Source organism: Janthinobacterium sp. CG3 (genome assembly GCF_000344615.1).
Lineage (GTDB): Bacteria > Pseudomonadota > Gammaproteobacteria > Burkholderiales > Burkholderiaceae_D > Janthinobacterium.
In genome coordinates, this window is sequence record NZ_KB467824.1 from 685624 (window position 1) to 704895 (window position 19272).

Here is a 19272-nt window from a genome sequence, read left to right on the forward strand (position 1 = left end):
GCGTCAGCGCAGGCCGAGCAGGGACAGCACGCGTTCGCGGCTGATGCCCACCAGCGCCGAGGTGATCGCCAGTAGCGAGCCGTAGCCCGGGTCGTTGGCGGTGCTGGTGAAGTTTTGCGCCATCTGGTCGATGCCGGCCAGCTCGACCGGCTGCGCCGTTTCCACCCGCGACGAGGCCAGCGACAGCGCCAGGCTGACCGAGTCGCGCGCCTGCTGCATGTGGGCCAGCGCCTGCACCACCTGGTGCAGCGTCTGGCGCAGCGCCTCGGTGTCGGCGGTGCTCCAGCCTTCCGGCGCGATCAGCGGCGGCTCTTCGTCGGCCTTGACCCGGCTCATTTGTCCGGTCGGGTAGCGGATCCCGCTGCCGCGCACGGCCAGGCTGTCGCGCACGCCCGGCCAGGCCGCCTCGGGCGTGCTGAACACCAGCGCGCCCTCGCTGCCGGCGCTCACGCGGATGTTCGACGGCGCCAGCGCCTGGTCGAAGCGCATCACGATCTCGGCTTCGCTCATGCCCGGTTCGATGTTTACCGAGCGCAGCGCCTGGCTGGCGCCGCCGATGGAAAAGGCCAGCACTTCGCGCGGGCCGTTTTGCAGCGCCGCCATGTTCAGGCCGCGCACGCTGAAGTTTTGCACGGCGGGCGCCGGGCTGCTGTAGTTGAGCTGGCTGTTCAGGGTGCCGCCGGAGGCGCTCTGGCGCGCGCGCCAGGTGTTGTTGAACTGGCGCACGCGCGCCTCGACCTGGCCGTCGCGGCCCAGGTGCGCCGCCAGCTTGGCGGCCAGTTCGCTTTTCAGCGCCTGCAACTGGCTGGTGCTTTGTTCGAGGAAGTCGAGCGCCTGCTGGGCGCTGGAGATTTCGCCCTGCAACTGGTGGTCCCAGTTGCTCAGGCCGCGGCGCAGCGGCGCCGCCCGGGCGGGCGGCGCGGCGCCCGGCTCGGCGGCCGCCTTGGGCGCAGCCTTGGCGCCGTTGAGCTTGACCGCGGCCTCGTCGACGCCGCGGCTGGCGCCGCTGCCGACGCCCGGGGTGGGGTTCGATTGCGCGATGTGCATGATGTTCAGATGACGTCGAACAGGGACAGGCTACCGACCTTGGCGTAGGCCTTATAGGTCGCCTGCAGCGCCAGTTGGTAGCCGTTCAACTCCGTCATCGTCTCGGCCAGATCGGTGCTTTCCAGGTCCGTCAGCGCCATCTTGTTCGACAGCGACACGTTGCCGTGGTTGTCGAGCAGCGTGCTGAGGATGTTTTGCGCGCCGCCGAACGTGGCGATGCGGCCCGAGAGCAGGCCCATCGCGTCGTCGGTGCCGTCCAGCCCGGCCGCCAGCGTCAGCCGCACCGCCGGATCGTTGACGTTGACGCCCGGCGCCTGCAAGGTGCTGATGACGCTGTTCAACTTGTTGAGGATCACCTCGACGTCGCTGACGTCGACGTTGGCGACCTGGTTGACGCCGTTGCCGACGACCACGGTTTGCTGCTGCGTGTTGCCGGCGAAGGAATACACGCCGGCGCTCAGCGCCAGCGGCGCGACGTCGGTGGCGGTGCCGGAGAACATGTAGCGGCCCTCCTGGTCCTTCAGGTTGGCGGTGAAGAAAATACTGTCGCGCAGCGCCGTCAGCGACGAGGTCATGGCGTTCAGGTCGGCCGAGGTGTTGCTGGTGTCGGGCGCCGTGACCAGCAGGTCGCGCGCCTGGCCGAGGTCGGCGACCATGCTCGACAGGTAGTTTTCGTTCTTGAGCAGGCGCGTCTTGACGGAGGTGATGTTACTCTCGTATTGCGTGATGATGGATTGCTCGCGCTTCAGGCGCGAAATCTGCACGTTGCCGATCGGATCGTCCGACGGCAGCAGGATGCGCTGCCCCGACGCCGCCTGCTGGGTCAGCGCGGTGATGCGCTCCTGGTTCATCTGGACCGCGCTGTTGATCGTGGACTGGAATTGGTTGCTGGCGACTCGCATCGTCTTCTCCTTAACGCATCATCGCCAAAGTGGCATCGAACATTTCATTGGCTACCGAAATAACTTTCATATTCGCCTGGAACATGTTTTGGAATTCCAACAGGTTGACCGCTTCCTCGTCCTTGTTGACGCCGCTGGTGGCGTTCCAGTCGGCCACGGCCTGGTTGCGCACCGTGTCGGCGGTCGACAGCAGCGCCTTGTTTTTCTGGCTGTCGATGGCCAGCTTGCCGACCAGCTGGGTGTCGGCGTCGCTCAGCAGCACGTTGCCGATCGAGGTCACCGGGATGGCCTGGTTCTTGATGTCGATCAGCAATTGCAGGTTGTTGTTGTTGCCGGGCGTGCCGTCGGAGGAAAACGCCAGGTCGCCGGCGCCGAAGCCGGCGCTGACCTTCAAGATGCCGGCGCCGCCGCTGACGCCGAAGACGAACAAGGGCGTGCCGGCCGCGCCGGCCATGGTCTGGCCGAGCGCCAGCTGGGCGTTGATCTTGTCCGAGACGGCGCTGGCGATATCGCGCACCGATTGTTGCAGCGGCGCCAGCACGTCGCGCTCGAACGCGCCCAGGCCGCCCATCTGGCCGCCGATGCCGACGTTGTCGACCTTGAAATTGGCGTTGGTGAACTGCAGGCTGATGATCTGGGTGCCGCTGGCGTCCAGCGCGCTGCCCAGGGTGCCGGCGATGTTGCCGATCACCAGCGGTTCGCCGCTGCGCAGGGAGACGTTGCGGCTGCCGTCGGGCTGGTCGACCACTTCCAGCGCCATTTGCGTGGCCAGGCCGTCGATGGCCAGGTCGCGCGCGTCGATCAGCGCCGAGGGGTTGGCGCCGCTGGCGCCGGCGGCGCTGATCTTGGCGTTCAGCTCGGCGATGCCGGCCAGCGCCGTGTTGGCCTGCGGCAGGATCGCGCTGCGCTGCTGGTGCACCGACAGCAACTGGTTGTTCATCACGTTGTTGATGCTGTTGAAATGCTGGGCCATGGCGTCGGCGGCCGTCACCACTTGCTGGCGCAGCGGCGTCGAGGTCGGGTCGGCGCCGGCGGCGTTGAGGGCGCGGAAGAAATTGTCGACGCCGTTGCTGATGCTCGAGGCGTTGTCGCCCATGATGCGTTCGAGTTGCGTCAGGTAGGGCTGGGTTTGCGAGCGCGCGCCCTGGTCGGAGGCGGCGCGCCACATTTGTTGGTTCTTGTAGGCGTCGCTGAAACGCAGCAGGCTTTGCACCTCGACGCCGCTGCCCGGCGCGAGCCGGCCGCCGTTGCCGGACAGGGAGCCGAGCAGCACGCCCTGGCGGGTGTAGCCGCGGGTTTGCAGGTTGGCGATGTTCTGGCTGGCCGCGTTGACCGCGGCCTGGGCCGCCAGCGAGCCGCTGAGCGCGTTATTCAGGATACCCATTTTGCAATGTTCTTTCGGAGTAAGATTTTTCGCGTTGGCGGCATGGTACGGCCCATACTTCCGTTAAAGGTAACAGGCGACCGTTTACGCCGGGCGATTAAGCGGCGCCGGCAAACTTTCCGCGGCGGCGGCGGCGGCGGGCTTGGCCGGCGGCGCCGCCGGCGGCAGCAACTGCCGCAAAATCGCGTCGGCGATGCCGAAGGCGCGCTGGCCGGCCATCTTGTCGGCCACCAGGGTGTCGGCCAGGTCGAGCATGTCGCTGTTGACCGGGTCCTTGAAAACGCTGTCCTCGCCGGCCATGGCGCGCGTGCCGGCGCGCATCTGGTGCAGCATGTGGGCGATGAAAAAGCCCTCGAACTGCAGCGCCGCCTTGGTGGCCTTGGCGATATAGCCCGGGTCGGCGGCGGCCACCGGGGCGGCGCCGTCGTCGTGCGGGGCGGTGGCGGCCGCGCCGCGGTTGTCGATAGGGTTCATGCGCATTGCTCCTTAAATGACCACCAGCTCGCCCTCGATCGCGCCGGCCTGGTCGAGCGCCTGCAGGATCGCCATGATATCGTCGGGCGAGGCGCCCAGGCTGTTGACGACGTCGATGATGGTTTGCAGCTTGGCGCCGGCCGGCCAGCGGAACATCTGGCCCGATCCCTGGTCGACGCTGACCTTCGACTGCGGCGTGACGGTGGTCTGGCCGCGGCCGAACGGGGCCGGCTGGCTGACGTTGGAACTTTCCGAAATGACCACCTTGAGCGAGCCGTGCGTGACCGCGGCGGCGCGCACGCGCAGGCCGTCGGCGATGACCACGGTGCCGGTGCGCGAATTGAACACCACTTTCGGGCTGTCGGCGCCGATGTCGATCGCCAGCGCCTGCAGCTTGGCCATGAAGGCGACGCGGGCGGTCGGGTTGTCGGGCGCGACGACGTCGACGCTGGTGGCGTCGCTGGTGGTGGCGACCTGGCCGAAGCGGCGGTTGACGACGTCGACGATGTTGGTGGCGGTCTGGAAATTCGGGTGGCGCAGGTTCAGCGTGATGCTCGGCTTGGTGGCGAAGTCGGTGGCGATTTCGCGCTCGATGCTGGCGCCGTTCGGAATGCGCCCGGTGGTCGGGGTGTTGACGGTGACGCTGGAGCCGCTCTTGCCGGCCGCGGCCAGGCCGCCGACCACCAGGTTGCCCTGCGCCAGCGCGTAGGTTTCGTTGTCGGCCGCGCGCAGCGGCGTCAGCAGCAGGGTGCCGCCGCGCAGGCTCTTCGAATCGCCCAGCGAGGAGACGGTGACGTCGATCGCCTGGCCGCGCCGGTAGCCGGGCGGGAACACCGCGCTGACCATGACGGTGGCGACGTTCTTGCTCTTCGACTCGGCGCCGTCGGGCAGCTTGACGCCGAATTGCTTGAGCATGTTGACCACCGACTGGCTGGAGAACTTGACCTGGGTGGTGTCGCCGCTGCCGTTCAGGCCGACCACCAGGCCGTAGCCGACCAGCGGGTTGTCGCGCACCCCCTCGATGCTGACCAGGTCGCGCAGCGCCTGGGCGGCGTGGGCCGGCGCGCAGTGGCCGGCCAGCAGGGCCAACGCGACGAGGGCGGAGTAGGGCACTTTCATATCATTCACCTAATTAAGCTTGAAAACGGCGGAACGGCGCCGGCGGCGCCGCCCCAGCCTAAAACGGCATCCACGGGCCGGTGAAAAAGCGCATCAGCCAGCCCGGCGCGTTCGATTCGGCCAAGGTGCCCTGGCCCGAGTAGGCGATGCGGGCGTTGGCGATGCGCAGCGACGAGACGTTGTTGTTGGAATCGATGTCGGCGGCGCGCAGGTAGCCGCGCAGGCGCACGAATTCCTCGCCCTGGTTCAAGGTCAGCACCTTTTCGCCGCTGACCTTGAGCAGGCCGTTCGGCAGCACTTCCTGCACCACCACGGTGATCGCGCCGCTCAGCGCGTTTTGCTGGGTGCTGGTGGCGTCGCCGGCGAAGCCGCGGTCGGCCGCCAGGTCGATGCCGGTCTTCGGCAACACCTTGCCGAGCAGGCCCAGCGGCGAGACGCCGACGGTGGAACCCTTGTTGAAGGTGGTGCCCGCCTTCTTGCTCGACTGGGTGGTTTCCTGCAGGGACACGGTGACCAGGTCGCCGACGCGGAAGGCGCGGCTGTCCGAGGTCAGCGACAGGCCGGCGTCGGCGTTGAAGACGCCGCCGGAGACGCCGCCGCGCGGCGCGCTGCGCGCCAGCGGCGGCGCCTCGTCGTCCGGGCTGGGGCCGGGCCGCACCGGCGCCGGCGCGAGCGCCGCGCAGCCGGCCAGCGCCGCGGCCGCGGCCAGCGCCAGCGCGGCGCTCAGTGCGGCTTTCATCAGCGTGCCACTTGCGCCAGGTACTGCAGCATATTGTCGGCCGCCGACAGCACCTTGGTGTTCATCTCGTAGGTGCGCTGGGCAGCGATCATGTCGACCATTTCCTCGACCACCTGGACGTTCGAGCCTTCCAGCGCGCCCTGTTTCAGCTTGCCCAGCGCGCCCTCGCCGGGGCGGCCCTCGGTCGGCGTGCCGCTGGCGGCGGTTTCCTGGAACAGGTTCTCGCCCAGCGCCAGCAGGCCGGTCGGGTTGACAAAGCTGGTCAAGGTCAGCTGGCCCAGCTCGACGCCGGCGGCGGTGCCGGGAATGGTCGCCGAGACCATGCCGTTGTCGCCGATGGTGACGGCGGTGGCGTTGTTGGGCACGGTGATCTGCGGCACCAGCGGCAAGCCGTGGGCGTTGATCAGGATGCCGTTGGCGTCGACCGACAACTGGCCGGCGCGGGTATAGCCCGATTCGCCGTTGGGCCGGCGCACCTGCAGGAAGCCGTTGCCGGTGATGGCGACGTCGAGCGGCTGGCTGGTGGTTTGCAGGCTGCCGGTGGTAAACACCTTCTGTGTGCCGACCATGTGCGTGCCGTTGCCCAGCTGCACGCCCGACGGCGACAGCGTGTTGTCGGCGCGCTGGGTGCCGGGTTGCTGGTCGACCTGGTAGAACAGGTCTTCGAAGACCACGCGGTCGCGCTTGAAGCCGACGGTGTTGACGTTGGCCAGGTTGTTGGCGATCGCCTGCAGCTTGGCGTCTTGCGCCTGGACGCCGGTCTTGCTGATCCACATTGCTGGATTCATGGGGTGCTCCTAGAGTGTGCGGTGAAAAAGGGCGGGGCGCTTAGGCGCCCAGCAGGCGGTTGCCGGACTCGGCCATCGAGTCGCTGGCCTTGAACAGCTTCATCTGGATCTCGAAACTGCGGGTCAGGCTCATCGTCGCGACCATTTCCTCGACGGCCGAGACGTTGCTGCCCTCGAGGTGGCGGTCGCGCACCTTGACGGCCGGGTCGGCCTCGAGCGGCTCGCCGCCGCGCGAGACGATCAGGCCGGCCTCGTTCTTGGTCAGCGTGCCGGCTTCGGCGTTGACCAGCTTGAGCTTGTCGACGGTCTGCATCTGCGCCGCGCCCGGCACCTGCACCGAGATGGTGCCGTCGCCGCCGATGGCCATGCTGGTGTACAGCGGCAGCACGATCGGTCCGCCCTCGCCGAGTACCGCGTGGCCGTTGATCGACAGCGCGCCGTCGGCGTCGATGTCCATCGCCCCGGCGCGGGTGTAGGCCTCGCCGTTTTGCCACTGCACCGTGAGGTAGCCCGGGCCGGTGACGGCGACGTCGAGTTCGCGCCCGGTTTCCTTGACGGCGCCGGAGCGGGTGGCGATCGCGCTGGCCTGCAACTGCGTCATGTGGCGGTCGTCGTAGCCGTAGCCGGACAACTGCTGTTGGCTGGAGACCTCCAGGTTGGCGCGGAAGCCCCCGGTTTCCATGTTCGCCAGATTGTTGGCGTGTACCTGCTGTGCCCGCAGAGCCCGGTCGGCTCCGCTCATGGCGGTATAAATCAGCGCGTCCATCGTGCTTGGCCCCGGCTAGGTTAAACGGCTTGCATCAGCGACTGCAGCATCGTGCTCTCGGTCGAGATGACCTTCGAGTTGGCCTGGTAGTTGCGCTGCGACGTCATCAGGCCGACCAGCTCGGAGGTGATGTCGACGTTCGACTGTTCCAGCGAGGCCACCGTCAGCTTGCCGGTCATGCCGGTGCCCGGGCGGTCGTACAGCGGCGTGCCGGAGGTGGTCGAGGCGACCCAGCTGGTGTCGTTGACGGCGCTCAGCGCGCCCTCGTTGGCGAAGGTGCCCAGCGCCAGCGCGCCGACGTTTTGCTTCTGGCCGTTGGTGTAGGCGGCCAGCAGCGAGCCGTTCTCGCTGAGCTCGACGCCGGTGTAGGTGCCCGACGCGTAGCCGTCGACGATCACCGACGACGTGGTCGCCTCGCCGGCGTACTGGGTGGTGCCGGTGTAGTTGAGGGCGACGGCGATCGGGCTGACCGAGCCGTTGCTGGTGGGCACGGTGACGTTGACCGCCGGCGGCGACGTCAAGACGCCGTTGGCGTTGAACTGCAAAGTCGTCTGCTGGGTCGGCGCGGCGCCGTCCATGCCGTAGTGCACCGTGACCTGGTTGGTCGCCGGGCCCTTGACGAAATATTGCGTCACGTTGTGCTTGGCGCCGAGCGAGTCGTACACCACCGACAGCTTGGACATGTTGTACGAGGTCGGCTCGTTCATGTTGAACGTCGCCATGGCCGGCGCCGGCCAGTCCAGCGACATGTTGGCGACGTAGCCGAGCTTGGTGGTGGCGACCGCCGGGATTTGCCCGGTCGGCACCTTCAGGTCGCCCATCGGGCCGAGCGCGCCGGTGCCGACGGCCGCCGCGTAACCCTGCACCTTGTTGCCGGAGGCGTTGATCAGGTAGCCCTCGTCGCTGGCGTTGAAGATGCCGACGCGGCTGTACATCATGGTGTTCTGGTTGTCGCGGGTGACGAAAAAGCCGCGTCCGTTGATCGAGGCGTCCAGGCCGCGGCCGGTGTTCAGCACGCCGCCGCCCAGGCCGATGTTCTGGGTCAGCGAACCGATTTCGGTGCCGGTGGCCTTGCTGCCGGCGTACATCGACGAGAAGTTGGCGCGGCTGCTCTTGAAGCCGTAGGTGCCGGCGTTGGCGATGTTGTTCGAGACGGTGTTCAGTTGTTCGTTGATGGCCTGGATGCCGGACAAAGCGATGTCGAAACTCATGGTGGAATTCCCTTCAGTGAAATGGGTTAGTTTGCCGAGGCCAAGGTGTTTTTGCCGTTGAAACCGGTCACCGCCGCCGGTGCCACTTCGCCGACGTTGGCGACGTTGAGCACCATCGCGCCGCCGGCCGACAGGCGCACGCTGTTGAGTTTGCCGACGATGTCGACCGGCGCCGGCGTCGCCGCGCTGGTGCGCACCGTAATCTTGTAGGTGCCGGCGGGCAGGTGCAGCGCGGCCGGGTCGAGCGTGAAGTTGACGACGCCGGCCCCCTGCGAACCGAGTTGCACCTCGTGGGCGGCGCCGTCGGCGCCGGTCAGCACCACGGTGTTCTTGTTGCTGGCCTGGTCCAGCGCGAAGCTGCCGGCGACCTTGTCGGTGCCCAGCTTGACGCTGTCGGTGTTGACCATCACGTCCGAACCGACCTGGGCGCCGAGCGCCAGCACCTGCATGCTTTGCAGCACGCCGGCGTTGCCGGTGGTCAGCTTGGCCAGGTTTTGCAGCGCCTCGGTCTGGCTCAGTTGCGACAACTGGTTGACGAACTGGCTCGGGTCGCTCGGCGCCAGCGGGTCCTGGTTGCGGATTTGCGCCACCAGCAGCTTGGTGAACATGTCGGACGTCTTGCTGGCCTGGTCCATCGCCGGCGTGACGCCGTTGTTGGCGTTGGCGGTGTTGGCGCCGCTGGTGTTATTGAACAGATTCGTTTGCATGGCTTAACCTTCACCTAGTTTGAGCAGCGACTGCTGCATGGCCTTGATACGGCCCAGCACTTCGACATTGGTTTCAAAGGCGCGCGAGGCCGACATCATGTCGGTCATCTCGGCCACCTGGTTGACGTTTGGATAAAACACCATGCCGTCGGCGTTGGCCATTGGATGGCCGGGCTCGTAGACCTTGCGCAGCGGCTCGTCGCTTTCGACGACGTCGAGCACCTGCACCCGCGCCGAGGAGCCGTCGGCGGCGCCAAGGCCCTGCTGCATGACGGCGGCGAAGACCGGCTTGCGGGCGCGGTAGGCCTCGCCCTCGGAGCCGGCCACCGAGTCGGCGTTGGCCAGGTTGCTGGCGATGGTATTCAGGCGCACGGTCTGCGCCGCCATGGCCGAGCCGGCGATTTGCGAAATGTCTTTGAAGGTCATAATTATTGTCCGGCGATGGCTTTGGCCAGGCCGCGCAGCTTCATGTTGGTGAAGGTCAGGCTGGTCTGGAAATCGGAGGCGTTTTGCGAAAACGCCGCTTGCTCGACGCCGATCTCGACGGTGTTGCCGTCGCGGCTGGGGTGGTAGGGCACCCGGTACAGCGACCCGGCGTCGGTGTCGAGCGACAGTTCGCCGTTGGCGCCGTCCTGCATCTGCTGCATGACGGCGCCGAAATCCATGTCCTTGGCCTGGAAGCCGGGAGTATTCTCGTTGGCGATGTTCGACGCCAGCACGCGCGTGCGCTCGGCGCGCAGGTGCAGCGCGTCGGCGTGCACCCCCAGCGCTTCGGTGAAATTAATACTCATGGCCATCCTTTGTCGTTGGGCGCCGTTATTGCGCGGCGCGGCTTGCTGATAAACGCGGCGGGCGCTGTAGAATGCCGCACATACGGATCTTAACGGCATACCGCGTGAAAACTTTTGTTCAAGGTAAAACAATGACCGATTCCAGCCATTTCGCCGACTCCCGCCGCGGCGCGCGGCCCGTTGCGGGCGCTATCGGGCGGCGCCGGCCGATAGCGCCGGCCTGGCTACTCGCGCTGGCCAGCCTATATAGTAGTGCAGGAAGCGTTGAATTGCCAGCCGACAATATAATATCGCACATTGAGAAAGCGGCGCGCACGCAATTGGCGCAGCAGGCGGCGGCGGCCGGGCTGGTCGAGCCGCAGTTCGAGGTGGTGGTGGCGCGCACCGGCCGGGTACTGCCGGCGTGTGGCCAAACGGTCACAATCGAGGCGTTGGATGTGCGGCAAAGCAACAGGATGCGCTTCGCCGCCGTGTGCGCCGGGGCCGCCGGCTGGAAATACGACTTCGTCGCGCGCGCGCAGGTCACGGCGCGCGTGGCGGTCGCCGCCGCCGCGCTGCCGGCCGGGCGGGCGCTGGCGGCCGACGAGGTGGCGCTGGAGCGGCGCGACGTGTCGATGGTGGCCGACAGCGTGGCCGACCCGGCCGCGGTCGTCGGCCTGGCCAGCCGGCGCTCGCTGCGCGCCGGCGAGCTGCTGCGCAGCGGCCAGATGGCGGCGCCGGCGCTGGTCAAGCGCGGCGAGGCGGTGCAAATCGTCGCGCGCCGCGGCGCGATTGAAGTGAGCATGGCCGGCGAGGCGCTCGACGGCGGCGCGCAGGACGCGGTGGTGCGGGTGCGCAACGCCAACAGCGGCGCGGTGATACGCGCCAGGGTGGTGGCAGCCGGGACGGTTGAACCGCTCGATCTGCCGGGGCGCATTCAGTCGTCCGACTGAAGCGCCGGCGCGGCGCCCTGTTGCAGCCGCTGCGCCAGGCGCGTCAGCTTGTCGGCGTAGGCCGGGTCGGTGGCGTAGCCGCCGCGCGCCAGGCCCTGGGCGAAGGCGCCGGCGTCGGCGCCGGCGCCGAGCGCGGCGCGGTAGCGTGGATTGTCGAGCAAGACCTGGGCGTAGTCGCGGAAGGCGCTGGCCTGGTCCGGATAGCTGCGGAAGCGCTCGGTCTTTTTCAACGCCGCGCCGCCCTCGAATTCGGTGGTCGTGGCGGCGGCCACGTCGCCGCGCCACTGGCCGCCGGCTTTCAGGCCGAACAGGTTGTTGGTGTCGGCGCCGGCGCTCTGGCGCAGCGGGCGCTGGCCCCAGCCCGACTCCAGCGCGGCGTGGGCGGCGACGATCTCCGGCGCCACGCCGAGTTTCTGGCCGGCCTCTTCGGCCCAGGGTTTGATCGATTCCAGGAATTGTTGTTGCAGCAAGCTGGTGGCGCCAGCGGGGCGGCCGCCGGCGGCAACGCCGTCGATGGCGGCGCTGGGCAGGCTGCGTCCGAGCAGGGCGCGGCCCTCGGGGCTGAGCGCCGGCGCGGCGGCCGGGCCGCCCTGGCTGATAAAGCTGTCGACGTCGCGCCGCACCTGTTGGAATACGCTGGCGAAGCCGGCGTTGGCGGCCGCGCCGGCGGGCAGGCTGGCGCGCGCCGGCGCGGCCGTCGGCGCGGTGGCGGCGGTGGGGCGGGTGGCGGCGGTAAACATAGTGGACTGCGTATCAGAGTGGCGCATAGATTTGGTCCTCCTCGCCGTTGAGCACCCTTTGCATGATGCTGTATTGCTCGCTCAGCAGGGCGCTGGTGCGGATGTTGCGGCGCTTACATTCTAGCACCATCTGCTCGAGCTCGATCCAATTGCGTTCCAGTCCCTGGCGGGTGGCGCCGCGTAGCAGCTCGGCGGCGCCGGCCAGCGTGCCGCCCGGCCCCAGCAGGGTGGCGACCAGCGCCACCCGTTCGCGGCGGCGCGCCTCGATGGTGTCGACGGCGGCGCCGATGTGTTCGGCCAGCGTCGCCAGGCGCGCGCTCTGGTGGCGCAGCGCGGCGTCGAATTGTTCGTCGAGCAATAGCAGCAGCGCCTGGTAGGCGGGCACGTCGTCGGCGACCCCGCGCAGCAGGCGCGTCATGGCGTCGCGCCGTTCGCCCGGGGCTGGCGTCACGACTCGCCGCCGTGGAAGCGCTGGATCAGGCCGGCCAGCTTGGCCGGGTCGAACGGCAGCTCGCCCTTGGCCAGCGCGTCGCGCAGCTGGGCGACGCGTTCGTGGTCGATTTCGGGCATGGCGCGCAGCGACTCCAGCGCCGGTTGCAGCACGGCCGATTGCAGCGGCGCGGCCGCGGCGGCGCCGGCGCCGGCCGCTTCGGCGGCGCCGTCGGCGGCGTCGACGGCGGCGCCGCGTTGCAGCGGCGCGGTGTCGGCCGTGCCATTTCCGGAAGAGATTCTCATACGCTGGCCTCGTGCTTTAGTGTTAATGGTCATGACTGCTCTGCTGGGTTAATGGTCCTGCTCGGAGAGCGGCTTGCGCGTCGCCGGGGCCAGTTTCTGGCGTAGTTTTTTCAGCGCCGCCGATTCGGCTTCGACCGTGTCGACGTCCCCGACCAGCGCGTCGCCCGACTTCGGCACGCCGAACATCGCCGCCACGCCGTTGGCCTGGCCGCGGGTCAGCACCAGCAGCTCGATGCGCCGGTTCACGCCGGCGGTGGCGTTGTTCGAGTCGACCGGCGCGCGGTCGGCCATGCCGACCACTTGCAACACGCTGTCGCTGTTCATGCCGCCGGCCAGCAGGTTGGCGCGTGCCGACATGGCGCGGTTGCTCGACAGCGTCCAGTTGGAGAACGATTCGTTGTCGGTGACGGCGTATTGGACCGAATCGGTGTGGCCGACGATGAGCATCTGGTTGTCCATCTGGGCGAACAGCGGCCCCATGTCGCGCAGCAGGCGGCGGAAGCGGCCGGTGGGTATCGCGCTGCCGCGCACGAACATGCCCTGGTGGTCGGTGTCGTGCAACATCACCCGCAGGCCGTACGGCGTCACCACCGCCTGCAAATTGCTGGTCAGACCGGCTTCGGCGCTCAGTTTGGAGAGTTCCTTGGCCAGTTTGGTCAAGTCCTCGGGCGACTGGTAGCTCACTTTCTGCTGGGTTTTGGCGTCGGGCGAGCCCTGGCCGGCGCCCATCATCTTGCCGTCGTTGCTGCTGTTGCCGCTGCCGTTGCGCGGCATCGGGTGGCGCTCGATCAGGCTGCCGCGCGGGCCGCCTTTCTGCTCGGGCAGCACGCCGGCGCCGTCGCTCTGCTTGCCGCCCTTCGATTCGAGCATGATTTCCTTCATCGCCTGCTGCTCGCGCGCGGCCATCAGCCACAACACCAGGAACAGGCACAGCAGGGCCAGGCAAAAGTCGGCGAAGGCTACCTTCCAGGCGCCGCCGTGCTCTTCGTGCGCGTGCTTGCGCCCGGCGCGCTTGATGACCGCCTGTTCATGTTTGTCATGCGGCTTTAGCACGACGGTCTCCTGTGCGGCGCGGTGGTTCGTCGGCGGCGTCGGCGCCCTCGAGGGCGTTGATCCAGCTCTCGAGCTGGGCGAAGCTTGGCTTGATGTTCAGTTGCACCAGGCGCCGCCCGGCATCGATGGCCAGCAGCGGCGGCTTGCCGGCGACGTGGGTCACCAGCACCACCTTGACGCATTCCATGGTCGAGCCTTCCTCGCTGACGAGCTGCTTCATCATGTTGCACAGCGGGTCGAGCACGCCGTAGCAAAAGAAAATACCGATGAAGGTGCCGACCATCGCGGCGCCCACCTTGGTCGAGATTTCGCCGGCGTCGGCGCCGCCGGCCACCGAGTTCATCGCCATGACGATGCCCAGCACGGCGGCCATGATGCCGAAGCCGGGCATGGCCTCGGCGATCTTGTGCAGCGACTTCGACGGCTGCAGCAACTCTTCGTGGATGGCTTCGAGCTCCTGTTCCAGCACGCCTTCCAACTCGTGCGCGTTGATCTTGCCCATCGCCATCAGGCGGAAGTTGTCGACGATGAAGGCGAGCAGCTTCGACTCTTCCAGCACCAGCGGGTAGCGCTGGAACAGCGGACTCTCGCGCGGCGCCTCGACGTGGGCGTCGAGCGCCTTCAGGCCGCCGGCGGCCGTCTGCAGCAGCTCGTACATCAGCAGCAGCAACTGGCGCTGGAATTCCGAGCCCTGTTTCTTGTGCGTGACGACCTTGCGGATCTGCCCGAGCATTTCCATCAGCACGTGCTTGGGGTTGCCCAGCACCACCGCGCCGGCGCCGGCGCCGAGGATGATGACCAGCTCGATCGGGTGCCAGATGGCGCTGACGCTGCCGCCCATCAGCGCGAAGCCGCCGAAGACGCAGCCCAATACAATTAAAATACCGATAATCACCATCTTGTTTTGCCTTTTAGTTGCATGTGTCTCGTTGTGCCGTCGCGCCGCGCTCAAGCGCTCTGCAGGACCGCCTTCATCTTGCCCAGCGCGCCCTTGTTGAGCTGGCAGACGCGGGCGTCGGTCAGGTCGAGCACGGCGGCGATTTCCTTGTAGCTCAGTTCGAACTCGTAATACATTTGCACCACCCGCTGTTCGCGTTCGTCGAGTCCGCGCAGGGCCTGTTCCAGGCTGCGCCGCACCATCAACTGGTCCTCCGGGCTGGGCGCGCTCTCGCCCTGGCCGACGGTTTCCTGCAGCACCTCGTCGAAACTGCCGATCGACTCGGCGTTCTGCGCCATCTGGTAGTCGCGGTAGGCCTCGGCCGTGATGCCCAGCCCGGCGATGATGTCCTGCTCGGCCGGCTCGCGCCCGAGCTTGCGGGTGAGGGCGCGCACGCCGTCGCGCAGCTTGTGGCTTTCCTGGCGCACCGCGCGCGGGCGCCAGTCCTGGCGGCGCAGCTCGTCGAGGATGGCGCCGCGCACGCGCAGGCCGGCGTAGCTGCCGAAGGCGGCGTCCGGCTCGCCGTAGCGGCGCAGCGCTTCAAGCAGGCCCATCAGACCGATTTGCTCCATGTCGTCGCGGTCGATGGCGCCGCTCACCTGCGAGTTCAGCTGGCGCACGATGCGCTTGACCAGCGGCGCGTAGGCCAGCAGGTGGCGCTGCTCCTGGGCCGGGCTGAGCAGCGGCGCGGCCGCGTTCGCGCCGTAGTCCTCGCCGTACGCCGCGCCCGGCTCCAGATACGCCAGATCGTCGCCCATGTGTGCTCCCGCGCGTGTCATGGCTTATTCAATGATGAGCTTGCCAATCATGGCCTCGGAAAACGGCTTTTCCGCCTTTTCCTTGGCATAACTGGCATCGAACGCGGTATTGATCTGCTCGGCGAACTGCTCCACCGTCATCGCCTGCGCCTTCTCCATCGGATAGCTTGCCAGCGCCTTGACGGCGATGCTGCGCATCAGCGGCAAGTGGTCCTTGGCCTGCTTTTCCTGTTCCACGGTGGTGGTGATGACCAGGTCGGCCGACAGGTAGTGCGACTCGACGTCGCCGGGGTTGCGGCGCAGCATGACGATCACTTTTTCCAGCGTCAGGTATTTGCGCGCGTGCTTGCCGGTGGCCGGCTGCGGCTCGGCCTCTTCGGCATGCGCGTCGGCGCGGGCCGACGGCGCCGAATGGGCCGGCTTTTTCAAATACAACCACCACAGCGCGCCGCCGGCGGCACCGGCGCCGATGACGGCGACCAGGACGAAGCCGACGATTAGTTTTAGATTCTTTTTCATCTACCGTTTACTCCCGTTCATGCATGGCGTAGGTGGCGCCGGCCGCGCCGGAGTCGGACAGGGCGCGGCCGGGTTCGGCCTCGTCCCGCTGGCGGCCGGGCTGGCGCCCGCGGCTGTCGCCGTCGGACTGGCCCTGGCCTTGCGCGCCGGCGCCGCGCGGGGTCGCGCTGACGCTGACGGCGACGTCGCCGGTGTTGCGCTGCGCCAGGTCCTGGCGCATGCTTTCGCCGACGTGCTGCAACTGGCGCAGTACTTCGGCGTTGCTGGCGCTCAGGTTGATCTGCAGCGCGCCGCCGCTGTGGACGATGGAAATGTCGATGCGGCCCAGGTTGGGCGGATCGAGGCGGATCACCGCGTGTTCGGCGTGGCGCCCGATCTGTACTTGCAGGCGCTCGCCCAGCGCCTCGCGCAGGGTCTGCTGCCATTGCGGCGCCGGGCCGGCCAGCTTGACGCTGTCGGCGGCCGGCGCGGCGATGGCGCCGGCAACGGCGGCGCTGGCGGCGCTGGCGGCTATGGCGGGCGCGGGCGCGCCGGTGCCGGCGCGCTCGGGTTCGGCCGCCGCCGCCGCGCCTGCCGCGTTGGCGGCGGCGGCTACGACGGCGTAGTCGGCCGGCTTGGCCGCCGCGCTCGCCAGCTGGGACGGCGGCGGCAAGACCGACGCCGGGCGCACCGGAGCGGCGACGGCGGCGGCCGCGGCGTTTGGCGCCGGGGCGGCGGCGCCCGGCTTGGCGTGGCCGGCGACCGGGGCGACGGCCGGGCCGGCGGGCGCGGCGCTGGTGCCGCGCGCCGGCAGTTGGGCGGCCTGGGCGGCCTGGGCGTTGAAGGCGATCGGCGTCGGATTCATTGTCAGCGTCAGCGCCACGCTGGCCTGGTTGGCGCCGGCCAGCTCGGGCGCGCCGGCGGCGGTGGCGGTCGGCGCGCCGGTGGCCGTCGCGGCGGCGCTGTCGGCGCCGTTGTCGCTGGCGGCGTCGGGCGCGGCGGCGCCGCGGTTGTCCAGATAAACGCCGAGTTGGATCGGCGCCGCCTGCGCCATCGACGGCAGCGGTGCCGGCATCATGGACGCCAGCAGGGTGTCGGCGGCGGCGCCGGCGTCGGCGGCGGCAGGGTCGGTCGCCGCCTCGGCGTCGGCGTCGTCTTGCGCGCCGGCCTCGTGCGGCGTGTCGGCCAAGCCGAGAAATTGCGCGAACAGCGGCGGGACGGTGTTGCCGGCCCCGGCCGGCGGCGCGGGCGCGGCCCTGGCAGCGCTGGTTGCGGCGTCGGCGGCGTTAGCGTTGGCGTTGGCGGGCGCCTTGGCTGGGTTGGCTGGGTTGGCGGCGCCGGCCGGCGCCGCCGCGCGCGGCGGCGCCGCTTGGCGCGTGCGGGCCGGCGGCGCCGCGTTGGCGGCGGCGCTGGCGCGGATGGCGGCGGAAGCGGCCGGCGCCGGCGCCGGCGCTGCCTTCGTGCTAGGTGTGGACGTGCTGCTGATGTGCATAGTCATTCTTAATTCCCGTCCAGTTCGGTCTCGCCGATGAGGGCATAGGCGAGCCAGCCTTCTTTATTTGCCTGTATGTCGCCGAGCTCGAGGCCCAGGCGTTGCTTTTCTTCGGAGCATAACTGGAACGCTTGCGCGTGGACCGAGCGCAGCGCCACCAGCGCGGCGCGCTCGGGCGCCGTCCAGGGGCCGCGCGCCGCCAGCGCCGGCAAGTCCGCCGCCAGCGCCGTGCACGCGGCCTGCAGCGCGTCCCAGTCGGCGCCGTCGCTGGCCGCGCCCAGGCGCGCGCTCAACTGCGCGATGGCGCGCAGCCTATCCATTTTTCGCCTGTACGCCCAGCCAACCCTGCTTGATCGTGGTCAGCAGGGTGCTGACCTCGTCAATCATGGCGGGATCGAGTTTGATCCCGGCGGTGTACAGGCGGCCGGCGCAATAATCGTACAGGTGGCCGAGGTTGGCGACGACTTCGCCGCCGTGCTCGTAGTCCAGCGAACTGGACAAGCCATTGATGATTTCCACGCACTTGTTCAGGCTGATCCCTTTTTGTTCGTAGCGCTTGCCGGTGATGTGGCCGCGCGCGCGCGCCAGCTCCTCCAGCAAGCCGTCGGTGAGCACCAGCACCAGTTCGATTGGCGAGGCGCGCGCCGTTTGCGCATCCAGATTGACTGAATGGTAACTGCTGTATGCATCGTGGTTCAACATAATATTCTCGCGGTGTAAGCTGGGTGGGGCAAGGCGGCGCGGACGCCGCCGGATTACTTGCTGAACAGGGCGTCGAACATGTCGTTGTTGCGGGCCATCTGGTCTTGCAACTGGTTCAACTTGCCGAACTGCAGTTTGTAGCTGTTAAACATTGCCACATAACTTTTCTCGAAATCGGCCTGGCGCCGCTCCAGCGCCATTTGCTGTTTCGCGGTGGCGGCCTGGCGCTGCACCAACTGGCCGGTGGCGCCGTTGTTCCACAGCTTGAGGAACTTGTCGAGCTTGCTGGTGACGCCGCTGGGCGCGCTCGCCGAGGTGCTGCCGATCGCCGCGTCCAGGCCGGCCGGGTTGACCGCCAGCATTTTGCCCAGGCGCGCCGTGTCCAGCGACAGCTTGCCCTCGCGGGTGGCCGTGATGCCGTAGGTCGACATCGCGCCGATGCTGTTTTCGCGCAGCGTGCGCGTCATCTGGTCGCGCAGCACGCGCATGCCGCTGTCCTCGGCGAAGGGGCCGGCGGCGACGCCCTTTTGCGGGTCGCCCGGGTCGGTCATGTCGTCCAGCACGCCCTTGAGCTTGTTGTAGGCGTCGACGAAGCTTTGCACGTTGGCGTTGGTGGCGGCGCCGTCCAGGCCGACCGTCAGCGTCACCGCCGGGTCGCCCGGCGCCTGCGCCTTGGTGAAGGTGACGGCGACGTCGGCGATGTTGGTGAAGGTGTTCGAGCTTTGCTGGATACGGGTGCCGCTGGCGCCGCCCAGGTAGACCACGGCGTCTTGCTCGGCCACCAGTTGGGTGACGTTGGCCGGCGTCGTCAGCGCGGTTTTCAGCGCGCCGTTCGACAGGGCGCTGGCGTCGAGGGTGATCTTGCCGGCGCTGCCGCTGACGTTCGAGGTCAGCACCAGCTGGGCCACGCCGCCGATGGTGATGATCGAGGCCGTCACCTTCGACAGGTTGGTCGGCTCGGCGTTGATGGCGGCGGCGATTTCCTTGGCCGTCAGGGTGCCGTTGTTGTTCTTGTCGGCGGCCGCCATGTTCACCGTGAAATTGCTGCCGTCGGCCAGGCTCAGGGCCAGGTTGCCGGTCGGGGTGGCGTCGTCGCTCAAGCCGCCGTACGACACCTGGTGCTTGGTGGCCAGGCTTTCGACGAAGAAGGAGTAGGTGCCGGGCGCGGCGGTGGGCGCCGCCGTGGCGCTGCCGATGGCCGGGTTGCTCAGCGTGCCGGCCTGGGCCATCAGGGTCTTGTTGGCCGTCAGCGCCGTCAGGCTGGTCTGGTAGGCGGTGATCGCCGTCTTCAAGCTCGTCAGGGCGCTCGCCGTGGTCGCGGCGCGCCTGGTCTGGAAGGTGATCAGGGCTTGCTGGTCGACGGTGTACTTGTCGGTCCAAGCCTTGGCCGAGGCGTCGACGTTGTACGGTACGGGGGCGGTGGTGGTCATGACGGACTCCTAAAAAGGGAAACTCAATGTATACCTGAGTACAAGGCGACCAAATCCGCGCGCCGCT

General features: G+C 68.3%; 24 protein-coding genes. 1 reads left to right on the forward strand and 23 read right to left on the reverse strand.

The window, feature by feature from the left end; translation table 11 throughout:
- Positions 1-3 precede the first annotated feature (3 nt).
- The 12 genes from JANGC3_RS0103165 to flgB form a co-directional block, all read right to left on the reverse strand.
- The gene (locus JANGC3_RS0103165) at positions 4-1047 is read right to left on the reverse strand and encodes a hypothetical protein (RefSeq protein ID WP_017875036.1); all 1044 of its coding nucleotides are present in this window, start codon (positions 1045-1047) and stop codon (positions 4-6) included.
- A gap of 5 nt (positions 1048-1052) precedes the next feature.
- Positions 1053-1949 carry a flagellar hook-associated protein FlgL gene (flgL, locus tag JANGC3_RS0103170; protein WP_017875037.1) on the reverse strand — a complete coding sequence of 299 codons (897 nt, stop codon included), beginning with the start codon at positions 1947-1949 and terminating at the stop codon, positions 1053-1055.
- 10 nt (positions 1950-1959) lie between these two features.
- A complete protein-coding gene (gene flgK / locus JANGC3_RS0103175; RefSeq protein ID WP_017875038.1) occupies positions 1960-3333 on the reverse strand; it encodes a flagellar hook-associated protein FlgK in 1374 nt (457 codons plus the stop codon).
- A gap of 84 nt (positions 3334-3417) precedes the next feature.
- Positions 3418-3807, reverse strand: coding sequence for a rod-binding protein (locus tag JANGC3_RS0103180; protein WP_232429645.1), 390 nt, complete (start codon positions 3805-3807; stop codon positions 3418-3420).
- Between the two features lie 12 nt (positions 3808-3819).
- Positions 3820-4926, reverse strand: coding sequence for a flagellar basal body P-ring protein FlgI (locus JANGC3_RS0103185; RefSeq protein ID WP_017875040.1), 1107 nt, complete (start codon positions 4924-4926; stop codon positions 3820-3822).
- 58 nt (positions 4927-4984) lie between these two features.
- On the reverse strand, positions 4985-5665 hold the full coding sequence (flgH, locus tag JANGC3_RS0103190) for a flagellar basal body L-ring protein FlgH (RefSeq protein WP_017875041.1): 681 nt from the start codon (positions 5663-5665) through the stop codon (positions 4985-4987).
- Positions 5665-6453: a flagellar basal-body rod protein FlgG gene (flgG, locus tag JANGC3_RS0103195; RefSeq protein ID WP_026132475.1), complete on the reverse strand. Its 789-nt coding sequence runs from the start codon at positions 6451-6453 to the stop codon at positions 5665-5667. The genes flgH and flgG overlap by 1 nt, the downstream gene beginning before the upstream one ends.
- Positions 6454-6493: 40 nt before the next feature.
- Entirely contained in the window at positions 6494-7219 is a 726-nt protein-coding gene (locus JANGC3_RS0103200) for a flagellar basal body rod protein FlgF (protein ID WP_017875043.1), read from the reverse strand.
- Positions 7220-7239: 20 nt separating this feature from the next.
- Complete coding sequence (locus JANGC3_RS0103205) at positions 7240-8430, reverse strand: flagellar hook-basal body complex protein (protein ID WP_017875044.1); 1191 nt, start codon at positions 8428-8430, stop codon at positions 7240-7242.
- 26 nt (positions 8431-8456) lie between these two features.
- Entirely contained in the window at positions 8457-9137 is a 681-nt protein-coding gene (locus JANGC3_RS0103210) for a flagellar hook capping FlgD N-terminal domain-containing protein (RefSeq protein WP_017875045.1), read from the reverse strand.
- A gap of 3 nt (positions 9138-9140) precedes the next feature.
- Positions 9141-9563: a flagellar basal body rod protein FlgC gene (gene flgC / locus JANGC3_RS0103215; protein ID WP_017875046.1), complete on the reverse strand. Its 423-nt coding sequence runs from the start codon at positions 9561-9563 to the stop codon at positions 9141-9143.
- A gap of 2 nt (positions 9564-9565) precedes the next feature.
- Complete coding sequence (flgB, locus tag JANGC3_RS0103220) at positions 9566-9928, reverse strand: flagellar basal body rod protein FlgB (protein ID WP_026132476.1); 363 nt, start codon at positions 9926-9928, stop codon at positions 9566-9568.
- 269 nt (positions 9929-10197) lie between these two features.
- Here flgB and flgA point away from each other — a divergent pair, with 269 nt between their 5' ends.
- Positions 10198-10860 carry a flagellar basal body P-ring formation chaperone FlgA gene (gene flgA, locus JANGC3_RS0103225; protein WP_232429646.1) on the forward strand — a complete coding sequence of 221 codons (663 nt, stop codon included), beginning with the start codon at positions 10198-10200 and terminating at the stop codon, positions 10858-10860.
- On the opposite strand, the gene JANGC3_RS0103230 is transcribed toward flgA, so the two are convergent.
- Genes JANGC3_RS0103230 through fliD form a run of 11 tightly spaced genes read right to left on the reverse strand, consistent with a single transcriptional unit; the run spans position 10845 to position 19205 of the window.
- A complete protein-coding gene (locus JANGC3_RS0103230; RefSeq protein WP_051068210.1) occupies positions 10845-11627 on the reverse strand; it encodes a glycoside hydrolase family 73 protein in 783 nt (260 codons plus the stop codon). The genes flgA and JANGC3_RS0103230 overlap by 16 nt on opposite strands.
- Entirely contained in the window at positions 11614-12051 is a 438-nt protein-coding gene (gene flgN / locus JANGC3_RS0103235; protein ID WP_017875050.1) for a flagellar export chaperone FlgN, read from the reverse strand. The genes JANGC3_RS0103230 and flgN overlap by 14 nt, the downstream gene beginning before the upstream one ends.
- On the reverse strand, positions 12048-12335 hold the full coding sequence (gene flgM / locus JANGC3_RS0103240; protein ID WP_017875051.1) for a flagellar biosynthesis anti-sigma factor FlgM: 288 nt from the start codon (positions 12333-12335) through the stop codon (positions 12048-12050). Before flgM ends, flgN begins: the two co-directional genes overlap by 4 nt.
- Positions 12336-12383: 48 nt before the next feature.
- On the reverse strand, positions 12384-13388 hold the full coding sequence (locus tag JANGC3_RS0103245; RefSeq protein ID WP_017875052.1) for a flagellar motor protein MotB: 1005 nt from the start codon (positions 13386-13388) through the stop codon (positions 12384-12386).
- Complete coding sequence (gene motA / locus JANGC3_RS0103250) at positions 13372-14286, reverse strand: flagellar motor stator protein MotA (protein WP_035787527.1); 915 nt, start codon at positions 14284-14286, stop codon at positions 13372-13374. Before motA ends, JANGC3_RS0103245 begins: the two co-directional genes overlap by 17 nt.
- 50 nt (positions 14287-14336) lie before the next feature.
- Entirely contained in the window at positions 14337-15083 is a 747-nt protein-coding gene (locus JANGC3_RS0103255; protein WP_017875054.1) for a FliA/WhiG family RNA polymerase sigma factor, read from the reverse strand.
- Between the two features lie 24 nt (positions 15084-15107).
- On the reverse strand, positions 15108-15602 hold the full coding sequence (locus tag JANGC3_RS0103260; RefSeq protein WP_017875055.1) for a flagellar basal body-associated FliL family protein: 495 nt from the start codon (positions 15600-15602) through the stop codon (positions 15108-15110).
- 7 nt (positions 15603-15609) lie between these two features.
- Positions 15610-17079, reverse strand: a complete 1470-nt coding sequence (locus JANGC3_RS30555) for a flagellar hook-length control protein FliK (protein ID WP_051068212.1) — start codon at positions 17077-17079, stop codon at positions 15610-15612.
- A gap of 2 nt (positions 17080-17081) precedes the next feature.
- Positions 17082-17393: a hypothetical protein gene (locus JANGC3_RS0103270; RefSeq protein ID WP_017875057.1), complete on the reverse strand. Its 312-nt coding sequence runs from the start codon at positions 17391-17393 to the stop codon at positions 17082-17084.
- On the reverse strand, positions 17386-17775 hold the full coding sequence (gene fliS / locus JANGC3_RS0103275) for a flagellar export chaperone FliS (protein WP_035787528.1): 390 nt from the start codon (positions 17773-17775) through the stop codon (positions 17386-17388). The genes JANGC3_RS0103270 and fliS overlap by 8 nt, the downstream gene beginning before the upstream one ends.
- A 53-nt stretch (positions 17776-17828) precedes the next feature.
- Positions 17829-19205, reverse strand: coding sequence for a flagellar filament capping protein FliD (fliD, locus tag JANGC3_RS0103280; protein ID WP_017875059.1), 1377 nt, complete (start codon positions 19203-19205; stop codon positions 17829-17831).
- Positions 19206-19272: the final 67 nt, after the last annotated feature.